Origin of the sequence: Mycoplasma sp. Ms02, from assembly GCF_019720735.1 — a bacterium.
Lineage (GTDB): Bacteria > Bacillota_I > Bacilli_A > Mycoplasmatales > Metamycoplasmataceae > Mycoplasmopsis.
Genome location: NZ_CP081302.1, coordinates 25,689 through 48,160, shown reverse-complemented (window position 1 = coordinate 48,160; position 22,472 = coordinate 25,689). Strand labels below are relative to the sequence as shown.

Annotated in this window: 18 protein-coding genes; 10 read left to right on the top strand and 8 right to left on the bottom strand. The window is 31.1% G+C overall.

Going from position 1 to position 22,472, the window contains the following annotated elements; genetic code table 4:
* Nucleotide 1 precedes the first annotated feature (1 nt).
* The 8 genes from K4L35_RS00205 to K4L35_RS00170 all read left to right on the top strand — a co-directional run bounded on the left by K4L35_RS00205 (nt 2) and on the right by K4L35_RS00170 (nt 9,306).
* Nucleotides 2–745 carry a pseudouridine synthase gene (locus K4L35_RS00205; protein ID WP_221617576.1) on the top strand — a complete coding sequence of 248 codons (744 nt, stop codon included), beginning with the start codon at nt 2–4 and terminating at the stop codon, nt 743–745.
* Nucleotides 720–1,793, top strand: coding sequence for an MAG0770 family lipoprotein (locus K4L35_RS00200; protein WP_221617575.1), 1,074 nt, complete (start codon nt 720–722; stop codon nt 1,791–1,793). Before K4L35_RS00205 ends, K4L35_RS00200 begins: the two co-directional genes overlap by 26 nt.
* A 1-nt stretch (nt 1,794) precedes the next feature.
* A complete protein-coding gene (locus tag K4L35_RS00195; RefSeq protein ID WP_221617574.1) occupies nt 1,795–2,505 on the top strand; it encodes a pseudouridine synthase in 711 nt (236 codons plus the stop codon).
* A gap of 22 nt (nt 2,506–2,527) precedes the next feature.
* Nucleotides 2,528–4,351: a type I DNA topoisomerase gene (gene topA / locus K4L35_RS00190; protein WP_221617573.1), complete on the top strand. Its 1,824-nt coding sequence runs from the start codon at nt 2,528–2,530 to the stop codon at nt 4,349–4,351.
* A 132-nt stretch (nt 4,352–4,483) separates the two neighbouring features.
* Entirely contained in the window at nt 4,484–5,116 is a 633-nt protein-coding gene (locus tag K4L35_RS00185) for a hypothetical protein (RefSeq protein ID WP_221617572.1), read from the top strand.
* Nucleotides 5,116–5,988 (top strand): MAGa7180 family putative nuclease, encoded by an 873-nt coding sequence (locus K4L35_RS00180; protein ID WP_221617571.1) that lies wholly within the window; start codon nt 5,116–5,118, stop codon nt 5,986–5,988. The genes K4L35_RS00185 and K4L35_RS00180 overlap by 1 nt, the downstream gene beginning before the upstream one ends.
* On the top strand, nt 5,975–8,257 hold the full coding sequence (locus tag K4L35_RS00175; RefSeq protein WP_221617570.1) for a UU173 family protein: 2,283 nt from the start codon (nt 5,975–5,977) through the stop codon (nt 8,255–8,257). The genes K4L35_RS00180 and K4L35_RS00175 overlap by 14 nt, the downstream gene beginning before the upstream one ends.
* A gap of 41 nt (nt 8,258–8,298) precedes the next feature.
* Nucleotides 8,299–9,306, top strand: coding sequence for an endonuclease (locus K4L35_RS00170; protein WP_221617569.1), 1,008 nt, complete (start codon nt 8,299–8,301; stop codon nt 9,304–9,306).
* A gap of 245 nt (nt 9,307–9,551) precedes the next feature.
* On the opposite strand, the gene K4L35_RS00165 is transcribed toward K4L35_RS00170, so the two are convergent.
* The gene (locus K4L35_RS00165) at nt 9,552–11,984 is read right to left on the bottom strand and encodes a PfkB family carbohydrate kinase (RefSeq protein ID WP_221617568.1); all 2,433 of its coding nucleotides are present in this window, start codon (nt 11,982–11,984) and stop codon (nt 9,552–9,554) included.
* Between the two features lie 45 nt (nt 11,985–12,029).
* Nucleotides 12,030–13,628 carry a PTS transporter subunit EIIC gene (locus K4L35_RS00160; protein ID WP_221617567.1) on the bottom strand — a complete coding sequence of 533 codons (1,599 nt, stop codon included), beginning with the start codon at nt 13,626–13,628 and terminating at the stop codon, nt 12,030–12,032.
* Nucleotides 13,629–13,768: 140 nt separating this feature from the next.
* Between K4L35_RS00160 and K4L35_RS00155 the strand changes: the two genes are divergently transcribed.
* Nucleotides 13,769–15,004, top strand: a complete 1,236-nt coding sequence (locus K4L35_RS00155; RefSeq protein ID WP_221617329.1) for an IS3 family transposase — start codon at nt 13,769–13,771, stop codon at nt 15,002–15,004.
* 159 nt (nt 15,005–15,163) lie between these two features.
* Here K4L35_RS00155 and rplA read toward each other — a convergent pair whose 3' ends face one another.
* The 6 genes from rplA to K4L35_RS00125 all read right to left on the bottom strand — a co-directional run bounded on the left by rplA (nt 15,164) and on the right by K4L35_RS00125 (nt 21,282).
* Complete coding sequence (rplA, locus tag K4L35_RS00150) at nt 15,164–15,859, bottom strand: 50S ribosomal protein L1 (protein ID WP_221617566.1); 696 nt, start codon at nt 15,857–15,859, stop codon at nt 15,164–15,166.
* Nucleotides 15,860–15,861: 2 nt separating this feature from the next.
* The gene (gene rplK / locus K4L35_RS00145; protein WP_221617565.1) at nt 15,862–16,449 is read right to left on the bottom strand and encodes a 50S ribosomal protein L11; all 588 of its coding nucleotides are present in this window, start codon (nt 16,447–16,449) and stop codon (nt 15,862–15,864) included.
* A gap of 233 nt (nt 16,450–16,682) precedes the next feature.
* A complete protein-coding gene (gene obgE / locus K4L35_RS00140) occupies nt 16,683–17,945 on the bottom strand; it encodes a GTPase ObgE (protein ID WP_221617564.1) in 1,263 nt (420 codons plus the stop codon).
* Between the two features lie 90 nt (nt 17,946–18,035).
* Nucleotides 18,036–18,587 (bottom strand): ribosome recycling factor, encoded by a 552-nt coding sequence (frr, locus tag K4L35_RS00135; protein ID WP_221617563.1) that lies wholly within the window; start codon nt 18,585–18,587, stop codon nt 18,036–18,038.
* On the bottom strand, nt 18,587–19,306 hold the full coding sequence (pyrH, locus tag K4L35_RS00130) for a UMP kinase (protein ID WP_221617562.1): 720 nt from the start codon (nt 19,304–19,306) through the stop codon (nt 18,587–18,589). Before pyrH ends, frr begins: the two co-directional genes overlap by 1 nt.
* Nucleotides 19,307–19,488: 182 nt before the next feature.
* Nucleotides 19,489–21,282, bottom strand: coding sequence for a GIY-YIG nuclease family protein (locus K4L35_RS00125; RefSeq protein WP_221617561.1), 1,794 nt, complete (start codon nt 21,280–21,282; stop codon nt 19,489–19,491).
* 63 nt (nt 21,283–21,345) lie between these two features.
* On the opposite strand from K4L35_RS00125, the gene K4L35_RS00120 reads away from it, so the two are divergent.
* Complete coding sequence (locus K4L35_RS00120; protein ID WP_221617560.1) at nt 21,346–22,362, top strand: site-specific DNA-methyltransferase; 1,017 nt, start codon at nt 21,346–21,348, stop codon at nt 22,360–22,362.
* The last annotated feature ends 110 nt before the right edge of the window (nt 22,363–22,472 follow it).

The following is a 22,472-nucleotide window of genomic DNA, read 5'->3' as shown; positions in this document are numbered from 1 at the left end:
AATGAACACAGAAAGATTGCAAAAATTACTCTCTCAAGCTGGTATAGCTTCAAGAAGAGAAGCAGAGAACCTTATTAAAGCTGGTCGTGTAAAAGTTAATGGAAAAGTTGCTGAGCTCGGACAAAAAGCATCTTTTAAGGACCATATTTCTGTCGATAACGTTCCAATCAACCAAGAAAACAAAGTTTATTACGTTTTAAACAAACCTGAAAAAACAATTTGTTCGCTTAAAGACAATTTCAACAGAACACTTGTGACAGAATTAATTCCTTCAAGAGAAAGAATTTTTCCTGTTGGTAGATTAGATTATGACACTACAGGTGTTTTAATAATGACAAACGATGGTGAGTTATCAAATAAATTAATTCATCCAAGATATCAAATCTTACGTAAATATAGAGCAAGATTAAATGAACCTTTAAATAAGATAGAACTTAAAAGATTAAATAAACCTGTCCCTATTAAAAACACAATGTCAATTCAAACTGTGGAGCAACTAGATACAAAAACTTATTTAGTTTCACTAAGAGTCGGAACATATCACCACGTTAAAGAACTCTTTGAGTATGTAAATAAAAAGGTTATAAACCTAAAAAGGGTCGAATTTGCAGGTATAACAGTTGAAAAAATTCCTGTTGGAGAGCACAGGAGATTATCAATAAAGGAAGTTAAGAACTTAAAATACATAGTTTACCAAAGAGAGCTAGAAATGGAGAAAGATGCTAAAAAGAATCAAAAAGATTAGCTTAATTTTCGCTTCACTTTCTGTAATTCCATTTATTTCTGCTTCGTGTGGATCAACTTTTGACAACAGAATTCAAAGCGAAGACGATAAAAAACTTAGCGAAATAAAAATCAATATCTCAAAAATTGAAAAAGGTAAAAAAGATTTTGATAAGTTTATTAACAACCAATCAAGTCTTAAAACTGAAAATATCGATTATTTCTATAAAGAAATCAATGCAAAAGCCCTAGATTTAAGCCAAAAACTTTATTCTCTAATCGAAAAAATACAAGAAAATGATAATGCTGTAATTGACGAAATAAGAAATCGCTTTTTTGTTTCTAGTTCTTCTGATTCAATTTTGGATTACCTTGAAAAAATGTCATTCATCAACAAGGATATCAGCAAACTTCTTAAAGAACGTAAAGATCAATGAATAAATGACAATAAATATCTAGAAGTGATTAATATACTAAAAAGTTATTCTCAATCTTTAGATGCTATGAGAGATATAAAAAAAGGTTTATTAATCGATATCGATCAAGTAATCAACGCTTCAGAAACTTCTAATAGCTCAGTATATGTAAAAAGATGATTTGACGAATCATTAAAAACAGTTAACTACGATTTAATAGCAAATTATTTATCGGATAATAACGAATCTTCAACTCAAACATACCAAGAACAACTTAAAACACATACACATGCGCTTGGTAACATTGTAAGAGAATGAATGCTAGTGACTGTTCAAGCCGAAGAAGGTTCACAAAGTATTAACACACGTCAAAAAATTCAAGAAATGATTGAAGAGCTAAAAGCTAATTCAAAATTTACCGAAGCTTTAAATTCAACCCCAGAAATCAAACAAATTTTTGATGAAGTTGTAGCATCCCTAGAAAACTTGAATCAATCAATTTCAGAAATAACAAAGATAAATTCAAATCAATATCCGTATAAAAAGTTTTTAAACTTTTTAATTGATAAAGATAATGACACTTATACATCAACATCTTTCGGTCTTATGAACTCTGGTTTAAAAAATATTTATTTATTAATTAAATCGCTTTAATATGGTTAGAATCGAAAAACTTATATCGCTAAAAACTAGATTATCTCGTACTGAGATAAAAAAGAAAATAGCTCAAGGTTTTGTCTTAGTAAATGATTTAAAAGCGAAGCATGGTCAAAAAGTTAATTTTGGAGACAAACTGATAATTGATAATCAAGAAATAGATACAAACGAGTTCAGTTATTATGTTTTTAATAAACCTTTGGGATTAGTTTGTTCTCACGAAGATAAATACAACCAAACAATTTATGATTATTTAGATTTTTTACCAAAAAACGTACAAAGTTTTGGACGCTTAGACAAAGATACATCAGGACTTTTAATACTAAGTGATGATACTAAACTACTGCACGAACTCCTTAACCCCAAAAAACATGTCAAAAAAACGTATTACGTTAAAACTGACAAAGAAATTAAACTCGAAGATCTTGAATCATTTTGTAATCAAGGTGTAAATATAAATAACGAATACATCGCAAAAGCAATCGCCTTTGAAACTCTTTCATCAAACGAGTGCTACTTGACAATTGATCAAGGAAAATATCATCAAGTTAGAAGAATGTTTAAAGCTAAAAATCTAAAAGTTATTAAATTAGAACGTACAAATTTTGCAAATTTGAGTTTGCAAAATTTAAACTTAAAAGCAGGAGAATGAAGAAGATTAGAATCTTTTGAAATTCTCGCCCTTAAAGAAAAAAGGACAAACCACTAAAGATTGTGGTAAATTTATATTTATGAAAAACTTAGTAATAGTTGAGTCACCAAACAAGGTAAAAACCATTCAAAAATATCTTGGTGAAGAATATTTAGTAGAAGCAAGTGTTGGTCATATTGCAGAACTTAAAAAAAGTGGAAAGTTCCGTCTTGGTATTGATTTAGATACTTGAACACCTCAATATACTCTTGAAAAAGGTAAAAAACAACTAATTCAAAAATTAAAAAAGCTCGCAAGTAAATCTGAAAATGTTTACATCGCAACTGACCCCGACCGTGAAGGTGAAGCAATTGGTGATCACTTGGTTGAATTTCTTGATGTAAAAGATAAATACTTTAGAATTAAATATAACGAAATTACAAAAGATGCAATCGAGCAAGCTATGAGCAATCCAACTAAAATTAACGATCCTTTAGTTAATGCACAAAAAGCTCGTCGTATGCTAGACCGTGTTATTGGTTTCAGATTAAGTGGTCTTTTAAGAACAAAAATTGCAAACGCTCCTACATCTCCAAGTGCAGGTAGAGTGCAATCTATAGCCCTAAAACTTGTAATCGATCGTGAAAAAGAAATTCAAGCCTTTATTCCGACCGATTACTACAAATTATTGGCTTTAACAAAAGATAATCAAGAAGCTGAATACTTTAATTCAGCAAATCCTGACAAAGAAAAGAACTGAATTTATCCAGAACAAATTGAAGAAATTAAAAAGTACTTTGAAACTGCCAAAAAAGAACTAGAAGTAGTTGATATTTCAGAAACCCAAAGAAAAGTTAAAGCTCTGACACCTTTTAAACAAGCTGCACTTTATAAAAGAAGTCCTTTCAGCTCAGGATCGACACAAAGCATAGCTCAAAGGCTTTATGAAGGTTTTGGTGATGGTGGTCTTATCTCATACCCAAGAACCGACTCTTCAAGACTAAGTCAAACATTTATCAACCAAGCACATGCTTATATAGCTCAAAAATGAGGTAAAAATTATATCAGCGATTCAATAAAAGGCTTTTCAGGAGATCAAGATGCCCACGAAGCTATCAGACCTACTGATGTTAGTTTAACACCTGCTTTAGCTGCTCAAAAATACCCTGAAATGACAGATACTGATATTAAATTGTATGAATTGATTTACAACAACACACTTCAAGCATTAATTAAACAACCAATAAGATCATCTAAGTCATACACTTACCAAAATGGTGATTACAAATTCAGAAATTCATTTTCTAGTGTCGTATTTGATGGATTTTATGTTGTTACAGGTGTCGAAGAAGATGCGCCAGATCCAAATTATCAATTAAATCAAATCATTCCAGTGGAGAATTTTGACTTTTCTTTCCACCAAACTAAACCAATTCCTAGATATACAGACGGTTCGCTAATTGAAGCTCTTGATGAAATTAAAGTAGGTCGTCCATCTACTTTTGCTTCAACTATTAAAATTATTAAAGAACGTGATTACGTTGAAACTGAAGGTTCATCAATAAAACCTACAGAATTCGGTTTTAATGTCCTTGAAAAACTAATCAATCATTTTAGCGACATTATAAACGAAGAATACACAGCTCATGTTGAAGCTGAGTTGGATCAAATCGCAGATTCTCAACTTGAAGTCCCTACAGTTATGACTGAATTTTGAGAAAGATTCACAAAAAGTCTTGACAAGGCAGCCGAAGAAATGGAAAAAACAGCAATGGCAGAAATCATTCTCCCTGAACCTTGTCCAGAAGATGAAGGATTATTAATCGTTCGTAGAAACAAAAAAGGTCAGAAATTTGTTGGATGTAAAAACTTCCCAAATTGTAAATTTACAAGAAGTTTAAACGAAGGAGAACTTCCAAAATAAAAAAATTGGTATTACAATACCATTTTTTTAACCATTTTAAGCCTAGAAAACTCAAATATGGTAATTCTGAAACATCAAAAGACGAAATGCAAAAATTGTTATGATATTACCATACTGAAATAAGGAGTGATAATGAACAAACATAATGTTATTTTAATAAACGGAAAAAGACGAAGTGGTAAAGGTTTATTTAGTAGCGAATTACAAAAAAAGCTAGCTAAAAAATACCAAAATATTTATATTTTGTCTTTTGCTGAACCAATTAAAGCAATTACAAAACCAATCTTAGAAGAAATTAAATGAGACGGAAACGACAAAGAGGTTGTAAGACCTTTATGAATCGCAATGGGAGAAGTAGGTCGTAATATCGACAGCGATATTTGATGTGCTAGAACATTCAATAAAATTATTGAATTTGCAAAAAAAGCATCTGAAGCAAATCAAAACTCACTTTTTTTAATTGATGACATGCGTTTTCCAAACGAATTAGACTACTTTAAAGGAAACATTCAAAAAGTACAAAAAGTAGTAAAGCCTGAAGACAAGGTTAAAGTTACTGCAATTAGAATCGAAAAATTCATGGATGCTACTAAATTTGTAGCTGGTGTTGACGACAACGACACAGAAACAAGTTTTGACAAATTAGTAAACATTTGTTTTGACTACATCATTCCACAAAGAATTCTAATCAACGAAGAAGGAGTTCCTTTCTGAGACAATGTTTCAATGATGGCAGAAACATTTATTAGAAACTACTTAAAATAATGGCTAAAAGAAAATATTACAATGGTGTACATTACTTTTTAGATGAAGTGAACAAAAGATTACACCTAGAAGAAAATTTTCATAAGCAATTACTTTCAGATGACCAATGAACCAAATTTAAAAAAATTGGTGGTAGCACAATTCCTGACGTGCTCAAAACAGACGCTTTCAAAAGCCAGTTTGGAGCATTTTGTCATATCGCTAGACTAAAATTGCCTGTTTTAAGCAAAAAATATATTAATGCTGGTAATGAAATCGAACCCAAGATCTTTAGTTTCTACACTGAACTAATGAAGACTAAAAATCCAGATGTAGTAATTGAGCATTACGTTGCAAAGGATTATGGATTTAACTATTTTGAAGGCAAAGATGATGTAATCGGTGGAGTTCCCGACGGTTTTAACAGAACAGAGGGTATACTTTTGGAAGCTAAAACAGTAGGGTACAAAAAATACGAAACATGATCTAAAAAATCACAAGATCCTTCAAACCGTTGACCAGGTGTTCCTGTCGCTTACAGAAAACAAGCTCAACTTTATGCTCATTTGATGAACGCAGATCGATACACAATATTAGCGACCTTCTTAAGAGACGAAGAAGGAGATTACGAACATCCTGAAAATTACGACATCAAAAAACGTAATTTTTCAACATTTAATTTTTTAACCAACCACACTGAAGCTCAAGATGACATCAACTTTGTTAAAAGTTGGTACAGAGAGCATACACAATCAGGGATTTCCCCAGTTTATGATATGAGAATTGACTCTGACCAAATTGAATACTTAAGATGCAAAAACGAACAAGAATGGGTCGAGCTTCTGGAAAAGTGAAAAAAACTTAATAAGGCAGATTTAGATGAACAACCTTAAAGATATAAAAATCACTTACAAAAATTTCCAACGTCAACTATGAGACTTGGATTTTTTTATCTTTGACGCAAATCCATTAGAAACAATGGAAAAACTCTTTGAAAGCAAATATAACTACACTTTAACAGACGAAGACAAGTTAAACATTTACTCTAAAGACGATGAAGAATCAGAAGTAAATATCGACGACGAGGATTTTCTTTCTTATTCGGCATCTGATCAGAAATCTGATTTCATCGCAATTGAATACAATAAATCTTTTGATATTTATACAACCAAGGCTATAGATTTTTACGCCAAAAAGCAACAATATCAACATGATGAGATCATATTCGTGCCCAACAATTTATCTTTTGTTGACAAAGCACAATTCACTCTAAAAGCACTTTCTGACGAAAAAATTAAGCTTATCATAGGAGCGCAATTTGGATATATGAAAGAAAGTGATGGTCAAAATAATTACTGATTCGTAACTAATCCATTAATTTTTGACAAAAATTTAGCCAAAATTGTTTACTTAAAATATTCAAGCAAACTTTCTGGCGATAATTACCTAAAAGCATTTTACGATTTTCAGATCCTAAAAAGCTTAAAAATAAATGTTAATGATATTTCTTTAATTGCTATAGATTCAATGGCTCAGTATTACATGGACACAACTCAAGACAATCCACCATATTTTGAAGCTCTTGGGTCTTTATTTAGTAATTCCAAGCCAACAAAACCTAAAAGTTTTGACGAAATGTGATCATATGAAGCAAAAGTAACAGGTAAAGTTTGATCAGAAGCTAAAAGATATGGTGCTGATAGAAACTACAAGATAATTGATTTTGTGGCATCACAAATGATTCCTGAAGGCGTTCTTAGATCAAAGAAAAATGAGCAAGAATTTAATTATGATAAAGTTCTAGAAAAAGTGACTCCAATCATACCAGGTAATTTCACGCAGCAATTATCAAAGTTAATTTCAGTTTATAAACAATACCAAAATCATGAAAACACCTATGAAACAGTCAGTTTAGCAATTACAGGTTTAAAAGATTTCAAATTTGAGTCAGCTATAAACTCTCAAGATGATGAATGATGCAAGTACAAATATTGGGAGAATAAACACATTGACAAAGATGTAATAGCCATGATTACAAAGCTACTATTTGGTCATAATTTTAGATTCACTTCATCAATGTTATTCGCCAAATCAGTCGATCAGTACAACCCAAAAAAAACACATCAACTAATGAGCGATTTCCAAGGTTATAAAAATTTTGTACGTTTATCAGCACTTAACGTAATCAAAAAAATGCACGAAAAAGATAAAAGAATTATTTGGTACGACTACGAGGGATTCTCATCAATTCTTCCAATAGTTGATGGTGCTTATTGCTATCAGCAAATAGTCAACCAAGTTTCAATAATTGAAACCATAAACGGGAAAACAGAACGAATTGAAAACTATATTTTTGACACAAACAAAACCAAGCTTATTGAGCTTGTTAAATTTATAAAATACATTTACAGCAATAAGGCAGATCTTTTTGTAGTGTTTAATAAGAATTACGAAAACATAAGAAACAACGAAATTCTTAGTTTGGTTAAAAAACATCTAAACTGCAGAAAAGATTCTGAAGTAGATCCTGGTTTCTATAAAAGGGCTCAAGATTTTCAAAAAGAGTTTTATCAATTAGGCATTAAAGATGAAAATGAATTTCATTCAATGGTTATGCACATTAATAACAACACGATCGATCTAATGGATTGTTTTAGACCTCAATTAAAGTGAATTAGTGCTGAGGGTTACTCTGATCTGTTCTTTTTTGAGTTTAAAAATGGAGATATCGAGATTATTAAAAACAGCGAACAAGGAGTAGATAATAAGGCAAAACAGTTAATGATGGTTTTTTTAAGAGACATGAATTGATCTTACTCAATTAAAAAAGTTGAATATGCAATTACAAAAAATAGACTTCCTATGGCCAATTTAATTAAACCTTATAAAACATTGACAATTCAAAAAGGTACAATGGCAATGCACGAAGCAATTCAAAGATACTTAGGCAATACCAAAGAACTTTCTTGAAACCAGATCACACCTTTCTTACTTGAATATTGTGAAAACGATGTAAAGGCAATGATCATGGTGTACGAATTTATTATGTTTTTATTTAGAAAAATTACTCCTGAAATTTCTAATTTTGAATATAATATTAATCCAGGCGATTCTGATACTAAGAATTACGTCTTACAAAACGGCAAATTAGAGTTTAAATAACTCTTTTTTGCTTTTTTCTTTTTTGTATTACAATTTAAATTATGAAATCAGTTAATTTAAAAAAAGCATGATGACTTGCATTACCTTTAGCAACGCCGTTGCTAGCTGTTGCTTGTTCATCTCAAAACACTAACAGCGAAGCATCAGAAAACAATGATGCTCCCAAACCCAAAACAGACGTAACTTTGGATTCTAAGACCGAAGAAGTGGTTAAATCCACAGAATTAAAAATCCAGTATGACGCCGAAAATGACTATTATGAAGCAGCAGATGGTAAATCTGGAAAAGAATTATGAGACGCTCTTTTCGAAATTCAAAAAACTAAAAGAGACACAAACAAAAAGTATCAAGATCTTCCAGACTTTTATCTATCTTCAGAAGCTTTTAAAGATTCTGTTTATGAAAAAGATAATTCAGTATTAGACTTCTACTCAGAAAACCCAGAAGCTGTAGATCCTTATACATATGCAGAATACACAAAAGGTAAAAGTGGTGCCAAAGTAGAAGGCGAAGGTCTTAACAGAGAGCACATCATACCTCAATCATGATTCAATAAAGCTCTACCTATGGTGGCAGATGCAAACTTTGTTTGACCTACAGACATTAAAGTAAATGCTTTAAGAGATAACAATCCACATGGTATTGTACAAAACGCAACTACAACAACACAAAATGGCGGAAAACTTGGTACAGATAGCGAAAATGAAGTAGTATTTGAAGTTATCGACGAGTTTAAGGGTGATATTGCTAGAGCTTATCTTTACTTTGCTTTAACATATAATGATCAATCAATAACAAACAAAAACTCAATCTTCACAGTTAACTATCCTTTTATTCAAGATAAATACCAACAAATATATCTAAACTGACACTCAAACGATAAAGTGTCGAAATGAGATATCAAAAGAAACCATGACACATATAATGACTACGCTCAAATCAGAAACCCATTCATCGATTATCCAGAGCTTGAAAAATCCTTATTTGGCGAAAACCCAGTTCCTTTTGTCAACAAAGGTGTTGCAATTGGAGTTCTAGAAAACGAATAGCAAAAAGCACGTATACACCTGTATACATGCTTTTTTTGTCAACTTATTTATTAAATCGTTTTGCTATTCCGAAAATGTTTAAAACACCGTAAACTAATAAGGTAAACATTAATGCAAAACCTAAAGGCATTACTAATCATCATAATCATGTTATCACGGCACCAGAAAACACGATAACGACGTTAATGATAACTCCTGAGAGTAAACCAAAGACAAAAACGCCTAATAATAAGAACTTAAAGTTTCTAAAGGTTAAAAAACTGTTCATTGAACTTATCCTCAATTTCTTGCACACTTGGAAGCGACTCCACGGCACCTTTTTTAGAGATGACAAATGAAGCACATAAGTTTGCTTTAAAGAGCATAGCTTTTAAGTGTTGAAGATTTAATTCATCCATTTTTAGATCTTCTTCAACAAACTGAGCAATAAAGTACCCAAAGAAAGAATCTCCTGCTCCCGTTGTATCAACAACATTTGTTTTTACACTAGGAACAACAAGTTGTTGATGGTTATATGAAACCAAAACACCTTTTTCGCCTAAAGTAATTAAAAACATTTTGTTTGTAAATAATCTCAATTTTGAGTTTTCAAGATTTTCTAAGTCAAGTTTTTGATCAAATATCATTTCATATTCTTGATCTGATAACTTTATAACATCCGATTTAGCGATAAAATCTAATGTATCGCTAACGAATTTTTCAATTCGGTCTCCATATAAAGCTTCACGATAATTAGGATCAAAGAAAACCAGTTTGGATTCCTGATTTGCTTTTGCAAGAAGTTTGTTGTATGTTTCTAGTAAATTATCACCTAACATCGCTGTTGCACTACTTAACACTAAGGCATCGAAATCAATATCTTGATTTAATAGATAATCGGCATCTGCTCCTCTTTCAAAAGTAAAGCTTCTTTCCCCAGATGCATCTAAAGATACGTTAGCAACTGTTGTTTTTTTGTCAAGTTCACTAAGATATTGCGTCGACATGTTATTATTCTCAAAATAATTTTTAATCAGGGAACCATTTGAATCTTTACCAATAGATCCTAAGAAATAAGCACTTTGGTTTAATAAATTGATTGCACCAACTACATTTAATGGAGCACCACCTACTTTTTTAGTCACTCCTTGATCTGAAACAAATTGATCGATTAAGGCTTCACCTGGTAGTAAAATTACTTTTTCTTTTCTCTTCATAACTTTATGTTCTTTCATTAGTTTATATTTTGCATTTAAGTTATTTAATTTTATATGTTTTTTACCAGTAATAAAATACTTATTTGTCGATGCAAACGAGCCGTTGTTGGCTAAAATTTCAATTAATGAGTTATCAATTATGATTTCTATATCTTTTATTTTAACTTTTCTTTCTAGTACTGAACTTTCTGTATTTGACTGTAAAACAGACATATTTGATCTATCTAACGAAAGAGCTTCGTTTTGATACTGAATTAATAACTCATCACCTTCGTGATTATATATTTTGATTTCAAAATCATTATTTACGTCTGCTTTTAAATAAATAGGTTTAGCGAGTTCAAAGTCACTATTTTCATTTCATCTGTCAAAGACTAAATCATCTATTTTGTAAAAAGATTGGTAAATCTTTCCGTTTTCAAAATAAATTTTTCTAGGTGCTGTGAGCGAGTGCATAAACCCATTTCTAAATGTTGCAACATCAATATCAATTGGCTTTGCAGCTCATCCAATTATTACATTTTCTTCTATGTTATTGAAGTTTTGCGAAGCATAAAAATCATTACCTCAATCTGCAAAACTTCACGATTCAACTTCAAAAGTTAAAGTTTCTCAATTAATTTTTCCTATCAAGAAAATATTAGTGTCTGCTTTTTCGGCTTTATCATTGAAATACATTTTTCCTTGCGTAGAAACACTTAAAAGATATTTGTCTCCTTGTTTTAATAGCATTGGACATTCAAGCATAAATGCATCAGAAAGATCAAAACCTTTGATTTTTAAATATCCTAGATACTTAAAATCTGAATCAGGAGACTTAGAACTGAAAACATTTACTGTTCCTTTTAATCCATTAGCCAGCTGAGCTCCTTGTAATAAATAAATAACATCATTCTCAACAAAAATGAAAGGATCTCTTACGTGCCCTGTGAACTCATTGGCCGGAAAACTGAATAAGCTTTTTTTGTTGACAATTTTGTTAGTCTTTGTATCAAATTTCGTTACTACCACTGTTGAAAGTCGATCAAATTCACCTTCTTTTTCTTTTGAAGGAAGCTTTCTGTTTCCTGTGTAGTATAAATACACTTCATCATTATGAACAAAAGCTCCACCACTGTAAATTCCGTTCAAATCAAATTCTTCAGAAGGTTCTATTATTATTCCTAAGTCTTCATACTTAACAAAGTCAGATGTTTTATAAGCTGATCAATGTTTATTTTTGTGTGCAGACACAGCAGGAGAGTTTTGATAAAAAATATAGTAAAAACCATCGTAGTAAAACATACCATTAGGATCATTTAATAATCCTGAGTAGGGGTTAATATGCGCAGCATTTAAGTAAGAACTTTTTTGTGACAATACATGATTGATTTTAATTTGACTTTTATTTTTAAAGTTTAAAGTATTTGCGTAATAAGGTTTTTGTGAAACTGATTTGGCAAAATTCAGTTCAGAATTATAAAAAGATTCTTTTTTGGTCATAGGTCTCCTAAAAAAAGACCTTTCGGTCTTTTTTATATTATATTATTAAGCAGCTCATTTAGCAAGAACTTCTTTTCCTTTTGTTTTTGATCAAATAACTGTACCAATAACGGCTACTACAGATGTAATTAAGTTACCGATTACCATTTTTACTCCGTTTGACATTGTGTCGTGGAATACATAGTTGAATTTCAGGTTTTCTGCATAGTATGCTTTTTGATCTTCTGTAACTTTTCAACTAAATTGTAAGACATTTCCTAGTCATGAAGCACTACCATTTGATGTTGCGTATGCTTGCGACATACCTAATCAGTATCCACCAGCAGCAGATGCAATCGCTCCGATGATTAATGGGTATCTTAATGGTAAGTTAACACCAAATAATGTAGGCTCTGTGATACCTAGGTTTGCAGAAACTGTAGCTGAAACAACTTTTGACATTTGTTTAGATTGTTTGTTCATCAATAGAACAATAATTATCCCTAAACCTGTCATACCTTGTGCAATGTTTGAAACTGTCGCAATAGGTGTGATTCATGTCATACCAATTCCGAATTTTGAAGATGTGCTTGTAACCAGAGTTGCTTCAATTGGTAATAATCCTTGGTGTAGACCTGTTACAACTAAGAATGGGTAAACAAAACCAATTATTAATCCACCTAATCCAAAGAATGGGAAGTTTGTGTAAGTTCATAATCCACTGAATGCTGAGGCTAGTAGATTTGAAATTTCACGTCCAATAGGTCCTAAAATTCAGAATCCTAAGAAAACTGAACCGAATACTGTTGCTAATGGTATTGAAAGAATAGCAATAGATTCGTGTGATATTTTTTTCATCAATCTTTCGATTCAGTAAGCTAAGTAAACAATCATTAAGACTGGCACGACTTGAGCTTGATATCCAATTAATTCAAATTTAAAGAATCCTCATGTCACAGGGAACAATGAATAAGCTTTTGCTATACCTTTAGGTAATTCTGTACCGTCTCCTACGATGAATACTTGAAAGCTTTTTTGTTCTCATGAGTTTAAAAGGCTTGGTGAAACCATAATGATCCCGACTGCAAGCCCTAACATTGGGTTACCACCAAATTTTTTCATTGCTGTGTAACCAACGAATGCTGGTAATGATCCTAGGATTGCTCCACCGATCATTGAAAGAATAAACTCTAATCCTTTTATGGTTGTGTTTTCACTCTTGAATGATTCAACAAATGAATTAAGAGCAAGAGCAATACCACCTACGATGAAAAGAGGAATTAAAGGAATGAAAATTTCAGCAAATCCTCTTACAAGGTTTCTTGTATTTCTAAACAAGTTAGATTTGAATGATTCTGTTGCGTTTCAGCTAAAAGTTTTTGTTTTTTCTTCGTGTGCTGAAGTTTGAACAGATTGTTCATTTTTAACATAGTGTTCATACACTTTGTTAACTGTTCCTGCTCCAAAAATGATTTGAACTTCTTTTTGGTTTAAGTTAACGCCTTTTGCAAGTTCAATTGAAGCAAGTAGTTCTTTATCTACAAGGTTTGTGTCTTTAACAACTGATCTTAGTCTTGTTGCACAGTGATAAACCTTTTCGATATTATCTTCACCACCAAGACCTTTTGTAATGTCTTTGGTGATCTTTTTTCAATCGTATTTCATATAAAATCCTTTCTTTTCAATTTTATTAAAAAAATTTAATTAGCTATGAAAATAATGATCAAATATGAACTTTTTTGAATAAATTAAACTAGGACAAAAAAATCGGAAATTCCGATTTTTATTTTTCTAAAGGAGCAAGAATGAAAAACTTAAACAATGAAATGCTTATAAAACTCTTTAAAGTTTATGAAAAGTTTAATTTTGAGAAGTATGGAGACAAGATGTTTTTCTTATATATAAAAGAAAAGTTCTTTGTTGATTTTGGTAAACCAAGTTTGTATAAAAAATTTAAAATTTATTATATGAATTACAAAGAAAAAGGTACTTTGCCAGAAAAGAAAAAACCATCAATCGAAAGAAGAGGAAGAAAAAGAAAGGTTGACCTAAGCAGCCCAGAGTGAAAAGTAGATTACGATGTTTTTGATAAAGAAGACATGGTTTTTGTTATAGAAATGTTTAGAGAGATTTTTGATCGTAACGGAGTTGATTTTACAATTCAAGATGCCATAAAACTTTTAAACCAAAAGAAAGGCAAATCCAGGAAAAGATCACAACTAATTTTATGTTTCTTATTTAAAAAATCTACTTTTTATGACTTCGTAAAAAGGTCATACAAAATGACACTTAAAAAATCTCAAATTCAGAAAGAGATGGAAATAATTAAAAAAGCTATGGAAGATACTAAGTTCAGATTCGGTAGGGAAAGACTGTCTTTTTACATATTAAAAAAACATGGAATAGCACTTAATTACAGGACTATAGGAAGAAGAATGAAGAAACTTGGTTTGAAATGTGTTATCAGACAAAAATCAAAAAGAAAAGAATCTAAAAATACAAATGTTAAATTTCCAGACCTAATGAAAAGAGATTTTGATGGACTTAAACAAGAAACATTTTCAACCGATGTTACATATATTTCTGCACCTAAGGACGTTAAGGAAAATCATGTCTTTTTGTCAGCAGTTTTACACAATAAAACCAAAAAGATTGTCGGATGATCTCTAAGTAGGACTAATAATGTTGAACTGGTTCTTGATTCTTTAACTTCTATTAACTTTTCCAAAATACATGACTTCGTAATTCACTCAGATCATGGATCACAATATTCTAGTCAGGAATATTTAGAAACAATAAAAAACTTGAATGGCAAAATTTCAATGAGTAGAGTTGGAAACTCGTTGGATAACAGAGAAATTGAATACTTTTTCTCAATTCTAAAAACTGAACTTATTTACAACATTTCCACAAAAGATATGTCGTTTGTGGAACTAAAAAGTCAAATTAACAATTTTATTGAATGATATAACACCGAAAGATTTCAGAAAAAACTCAATTTTAAAACACCTCAGGAATCCTGAAGTGCTTTATATAGATAATTTAAATTCCGAAATAACTGTCCTAGTTTAAATTTAATAACTTGAAAATAGTTAAATTTATTTGTTTAATATAAGCATTTACACAACTTTTTCAATCTTGTTCGGTCTAGTGAAAGTATTTATAAAAACAAAAAAACACCGATACGGTGTTTTATTGGATTACTTGTCTAATTTAATTTTTACACTTGGTCCCATTGATGCTGAAACTGTTAAGTTTAACATGTATGTTCCTTTAACAGCAGCTGGTTTAAGTTTTTTAATTAAACTAATAACTGTCTTCGCATTTTCTACAAGTTGTTCAGTTGACATTGATTTTTTACCAACTAATGTATGTACGATTCCAGCTTTATCTGTACGGTAGTTTGCTTTACCTTTTTTAAGTTCTTCAACAGCTTTTTCAGGTGTTGGAGTAACTGTACCTGTTTTAGGGTTTGGCATAAGACCTTTAGGTCCTAGTTTTTTACCATATTTTCCTAAAAGAGGCATCATTGCAGGATCTGCAACCATTACGTCAAAGTCAAAATCATCTTCTTTAATTTTTTGCTCTAAAGCAGGTCCGTCAACAACAATGTCAGCACCAGCAGCTTCAGCAGCTCTTAATTTTTCAGGTGTGTTTGAAACAACTAATACACGAATTGATTTACCTGTTCCGTGAGGTAGTAAAACAGCTCCACGTAATTGTTGATCTGCTTTACGAACGTCTAAGTTTAAGTTAAAAGCTAAATCGATTGATGAATCAAAGTTTGCGTATGATGTTGATTTTGCTAATTCAATAGCTTGCTCTAATTCGTAAGCAACATTTTTGTCAAATGAAGCACGAGCAGCTTGTAATTTTTTAGAAACTTTTTTAGCCATAATTATTCAGCATCTCCTTTGTTTTCTTCAGAAATAACGTTTACTTCAATTCCTTTACCTTTTGATTCTGCTAATTCTTCTGCAGCAGCAGCTAGTGAAGCTTCTTTTGCAGCAGCAGCTGAAGCAGCTTTAGCAGCAGCTTTAGCTTCTTGTTTAGCTTTAGCAATATCGTCGTATCCTTCAACTAAAACTCCCATGTTTCTTGCTGTTCCGGCAACGATTGCCATAGCAGCTTCAACATTGTCACAGTTTAAGTCAGGTAATTTGTATTCAGCGATTTCTCTTAGTTGTTCTAATTTGATTGTTGCAGCGATTGTTGTTTTCGCGTTTGATGAACCTTTTTGGATTTTAGCAGCTTGCTTAATTTTGAATGATGCAGGAGCTGTAAATAGTTTGAAATCAAATGATTTGTCTTTGTATACTGTAATTTGTACAGGAACTGGTTCGTTCCCTCTATCTCTTGTAGCGTCGTTGAATGCTCTTGTAAAGTCAGGCATGTTGATTCCAACACCAGCAAGTGCAGGACCAGGTTTAGCTTGACCAGCGATAAATTCTAACTTACTAACACGAACTACTTCTTTTTTAGCCATAGTTAAAATATCCTTTCGATAATTGTGGTACTAGCGATATTCTTAAGTATCTCCCACTAGTTAGAGGCAATTATTAGTAATTGCTTTTAAATTATAAATAATTTATTAAAAAACAATAGTTCTTAAGTTTAAACCAATATACCTGTTTCATAGTCATTTTTGAAAAGTATTTATATTTTTTTAAATTGACAACAGAATTAATTGACTAAAAAGAAAAAAACTGCAGACGCAGTTTATTTATCATCTTCTCATTGAAACTGAAAATCTAAGATTTGAACAGTATCTCCTGGTGCAATATCTCTTCTAATCAATTCATCTCATACACCAATTTTTTTTAGAATGTTATTAAACCTTAATAAGTTATCGTATGTGTTTAAAGGATTTTTATGATAAACTTCTTCAACTTTTTTTCCTGATACTTCAAAGTATCCTGCATAAGGGCTAATTACAACATAATCAGGTTCGTATTCGATCACTACTTCTTGTTCTGTTTCTTCGATTGGGGTGAAAATATTTTTTTGAATTTCTTCTCAAAGAACTTTTTTAACAATTTCGAGATTTTCTCTTTCGATTGCTGATATTTCTACAACCGAAATATTAGGATACTTCGCTTTAAATTTCTCTAAATTGTCCTTAAAAGAAGGTAAATCAGATTTATTTGCGATTACTACTTGCGGCTTTTGCTCAAGTTTTAGATCGTAAGATTTAAGTTCCTCGTTGATTACTTCAAAATCTTCAATAGGATTTTTTTCTTCTGAACCAAAGTCAACAATGTGAGCTATAACACGACATCTTTCGATGTGTTTAAGGAATCTATGACCAAGCCCTTTACCTAAAGCAGCACCTTTAATTAATCCTGGTAAATCGGCAATTGAGTAAGAATAGTCATAGTACTTAATCATTCCTAATTGAGGAACTAAGGTTGTAAACTCGTATTCTGCTACCTTTGCTTTTGCGTTAGAAACTGCATTAAGAAAAGTTGATTTTCCTGCACTTGGTTTACCGACTACTCCAACATCTGACATAATTTTAAGAACAATGTGAGCTTCGAAACTCTCTCCTGGTGTCCCGTTTTCGGAAATTCTTGGAGCTGTATTTCTTGAAGTTTTGAACTTGGTGTTTCCACGTCCACCCTTTCCACCTTTTGCAACTAAATAAGGTGTATTTGGTTCAACGACATCGGCAACAAGTTTTTTACCGTTATAAACAAGTGTTCCAACAGGAACTTTGATATATGTATGTTCAGCATTTGCTCCATATAGGTTTTTAGGACCACCTTTAACCCCATCTTCAGCAACAATATGTTTATTTTTATAAAAACTTAGAAGTGTGTTTTTTCCTAAATCGCCTACAAAATAGATTGATCCACCATTTCCACCGTCACCACCGTCAGGTCCACCTTTGTCAACGTGAGCTTCACGACGGAACGAAATCATACCGTCTCCACCTTTTCCAGCTTTCACTAAAATTCTAACTTCGTCAATAAAACGTGCCATTTTTACCCCTTTTATTTAAGTTTTGTAATTATACTATTTAATAAGCTTTTTAGATATGAAATAAACAAAAAACGCCGTCGGCGTTTTTATCTATTTTGTCATTAATTCGTTTTCTTTTTCTTTTGCTATTTCTGTAATTTGAACAATAAGCTTATCAACTGATTTTTGAACAACATCTAGATATTTCTTTTGCTCGTCTTCAGAAAGTTCTTCATCAGCTTTTATTGATTTGTTGACATCTTGACGTGCGTTACGAACACCGACTTTTGCAGCTTCTGTGTGTTTTGAAAGGTTTTTAACCATTTCACGTCTTCTTTCTGTTGTTAAAACTGGAAAGTTTAAACGAACTTGGTGTCCTTCGTCAATCGGCATAATTCCTAAGTTTGCATTTGTTAAAGTTTTGTAAATTTCTTTAACTGATGATTGGTCATAAGGCTTTATTAATAACTGTTGAGGTTCAGGAACTGAAATGTTTGCAAGTTCTTCGATTGAAGTTGGTGTTCCGTAGTAATCAACTTTAATTCCTTTGATTAATTGTGGATTTGCTCTACCTGTAGAAACTTTTGATAATTCAAATTTGAAGTGGTTAATTGCCTTATCTGATTTTTCTTCTAGTTCCATTAAGTATAAATCTAATTCCATTATTTTGTAACCTCCGTATGAGTTATTTCACCTTTTACAGCTCTAAGGATTGAATCTGGTTCTGCAATGTTGAAAACCATTAAAGAGATATTATTGTCTCTTGCCATACTTGTTGCTGTTAGGTCCATTACTTGAAGTTTTCTTTCAAGAATTTCATCATATGTTATTTTGTCAAAACGCTTTGCGTTTGGATTTAATTTTGGATCAGAATCATAGATTCCTTCAACCTTGTTTTTACCCATTAAAATAACTTCTGCGCCTATTTCAGAGGCATATAAGGTTGCTGCTGTATCTGTTGTGAAAAACGGTCTTCCTGTTCCACCGACAAAAATTACAACTTCACCTGAAGATAAATATTTCATTGTTTTTTCGTTAATGTAATTTTCAGCAACTTTTGCGTCAATATTGATTGAGCTTTGAACTCTTACTGATAATCCAGCTTGTTCAAAACCGCTTTGAAGGGCTAATCCGTTCATAATTGTTGCTAACATACCAATGTAGTCAGCTCTGTTACGAGGAATTCCGTTTTTAGCAGCAGAAGCTCCCCTTCAGAAGTTACCACCACCAATAACGATTGAAACTTCTATTCCCATTTCTGTAATGGTTTTAAGTTGTCTTGCAATGTTTGAAACTAACTCATAGTCAATAGCTAAATGCTTTTCTTTATTTACTAAACCTTCTCCAGAAAGTTTAATTAATATTCTTTTATACTTCATCATACTCCAATTAATAATTTAAATAATTATAAAACATTATTGGATTATTAATGACCAATTAAAAAACGTAATACAAAAAAGATTTCTTGGTTTGTGCAGATTAAAATTTGTTTTTCTCAATTATTTGATTTTAAAAAAACAGATTCAACAAAAAGCTCTATTTTATAGATCTTTTTGTAATGAGACTATTTTTTTACTTTATTGTTTTTTCTATTTTTGGCATATTTAACTATTTCAACAGCGACAGATCTTGGTACGTAATGACTTAAAATTTCATAATCTTGTTCAAAAACTTCTTTTGCAGAACCAAATGCTTCTTTAAGTTTTTGAGCCATCACAGGTCCTAGTCCTGTAACTTGTTCAAGTTCAGATTTGACAAGATTTTGCTCTTTTTTCTTTTTAGCTTTTGATTTTGCATACTTATCAACTATATCTTGTATTCTGGCTAAAAACATGTATAAATTACTTTTTTTATCTAATGCAATTCGGTTTTTAAATTCATCTAAAAGAATATCCGTTTTGTGTTTTTCATCTTTAATTAAGGCACAAAAGTTTATTGCAGGTAAATCATTTCTGACTTTTTTTGCGTCATAATAAGCTTTTTGTGCAGAAACTAATTGTTCTTCTGCCCCGTCGATCACAAAAAGATCATTTTCTTTTAAACTTCTTTTTTGATTCGTTAGAAATGAATAAACATTTCAATACATGTATTTTATGTCGTTGAAATCGTTTTGAGCATATTTGTCAAGGTCTGCATAATGATATTCTTTATTTTTGAATCCTCCGATGTAGTAGCAGATGGCTACACCGAATCTTGAGCCTTTTCCAATATTAGAGTTATCAAAAGCAAATATTCTGTTGATTTCTTCAATATTCAAGATTTTTGCTAAATCAGCAACATTTTTTTGACCATTATTTAAATTAGTTTGACTATTTAAGCCGTTACTGTTTTTGATAAAAAGCTCATTATTGATATTGGCATTTTCTAAAATTAACCTTTTAGTTTCGTTTGTATATGCTGATTTAATTTTAAAATCAAAAAACTCAACATTAATATGATCAAGTATTTCAGGATCAAAAAGTGCTTCATCAGGAGCTTCGTGATTGTCATAGTATAAACTAATTAAATCATTAACTTCTTCATCCATGAAGTTTATTGAATTTGTATGAAAACTCATCACATTGGTTTTTAATCCACTTTTGTATGAAATAATCGTTACAAAAAAGTTGTCCTCAATTCTTTTAATACTTCAAAAATCTAAATCTTTATTTTCTTGTAAGTCAGAAATTTGATCACCTACATCAATTTGCAGACAAGAAATTGCTTTTTTAATTTCTAAGGCTGCTTCAAAATTCTGCACACTAACGGCGTTTTCCATTTTCTTTTGCAATTCTTTAATAAAAGCTCTTCTTCCACCTTTAAAAAGATGAGTTGCTTCTTGAAACTTTTGGTTTCAAAAATTCCGATCTTTGTTTTTGATTTCTATTCCCGATTCGGGATCAAATAAAAATTTTTCTTTAAGTTTTTTAGAAAGACTGGAATAACCATCTCCGTGTATGAAAGGGCCTATGTAGAAGTTATTGGAGTCATTTTTAGACTTTCTAAATTTCTTGGTTTCAAACACTAGTTTGGGTTGTGAATTAACATAAATTCGCAAGTATGGATATGTTTTATCATCCATTAAAAGTAGATTATATGGTGGCTTTTCACTTTTGATTTTGTTTTTTTCGTAAATTAAAGCATCTCTTTCGTTAATTGCGACATAAATTTTAAAATCTGCTATTCTTTTTACTAAATCACTTGTTTTAAATGAGTTTCTAGATCCTTTGAAGTACTGTTTCATCCTCGATCTTAACTTAATTGCTTTACCCACGTATAAAAGTGTGCCATTTTTGTCATATCAAGAATAAACACCTGGTTTTTCAGGGACTTGTGTTAATCTTTCGTAAACTGATTGATCAAATTCTGAATTGTTCATAATCCAATTTTACGATATATAGTTTTAAAGCTTAAAAATTACCTTATATAGTAAAATTAAAACATGAACGAAAGATATCGTATTGAAGCTCAAGATTATATTGAGTTTTTAAATTCCTTAGAGCCTGAATCTGTTGATTTAGTGTGTATAGATCCACCTTATGGCAAGAATAAATCACTTGTTTTATACGGTCAAAAAAGAACAATGGACTGAGACAGAATTATTGATTGAACACAAATGTTTAGTGCTTTAAAAAGGGTTCTAAAAAAGGGTGGAACTATATGTGCTTTTGGTCAGAATCCGACTTATGCACAGATGCTTTTGTCAAATGTTAAGGACTTCAAGTATGAGCTAATTTGGTATAAAAATAAATCGGCTCAAGGTTTTCATGCTGATAAAATGCCTCTAAGTTTTAGCGAAAATATTGCTATTTTCATAAACGAAGAATCTAAAAATCATAAACGTACTTTTAATAATGTTGCCAAAGAAGTGCAAATTGATAGAAATGAACATTATGTTCGATGATATGCTCAGCAAATTCAAGGTTATATTGGACTTAAAAGAAGGCAGATTCATAATATTTTAGGTCACAGAAAACTTGAGTTTTTCTTTTGTTATACAGGTACCCAGTTTAACATGATAAGTGCTGAATTATACCAAGCATTAATTGACAATTTTCAGATTAATAAATATGAAAACTTTGTCAGTTTTGAAGAGTTAAAAGATCGTTGAAACCAAGAAAAACATAGTACAAAAGGTGTTAAACTTGATAGTGAAAAATATAGCAAAACTTTAACCAACATCATTGAAGCAAAAAAAGAAAAAACCTACTATCATCCTACTCAAAAGCCTGTAGAACTGATGAAAAAATTAATTGGTATGTATTCTAATGAGAATGATGTGGTCCTTGACTGTTTTATGGGTTCAGGCTCAACTGGTGTAGCTGCTCTAGAATTAGGTAGAAAATTTCTCGGTTGTGAAATTGATTTTGAATATTTCAATATAACTAAAACGCGTCTAGAAGAAACACTATTAAGTGTAAGGGATCAAAATATGTCATTGCTTGATAACGAAGAATAGTTTAAAAATTCGTTCTATTCATCATAAAAATTCATTTTAATCTTTTATAGGTTTTGCTAAAAACGCAAAAGTCATTTTTTAAAAGAATAGAATTCACAATAATAAAGAGG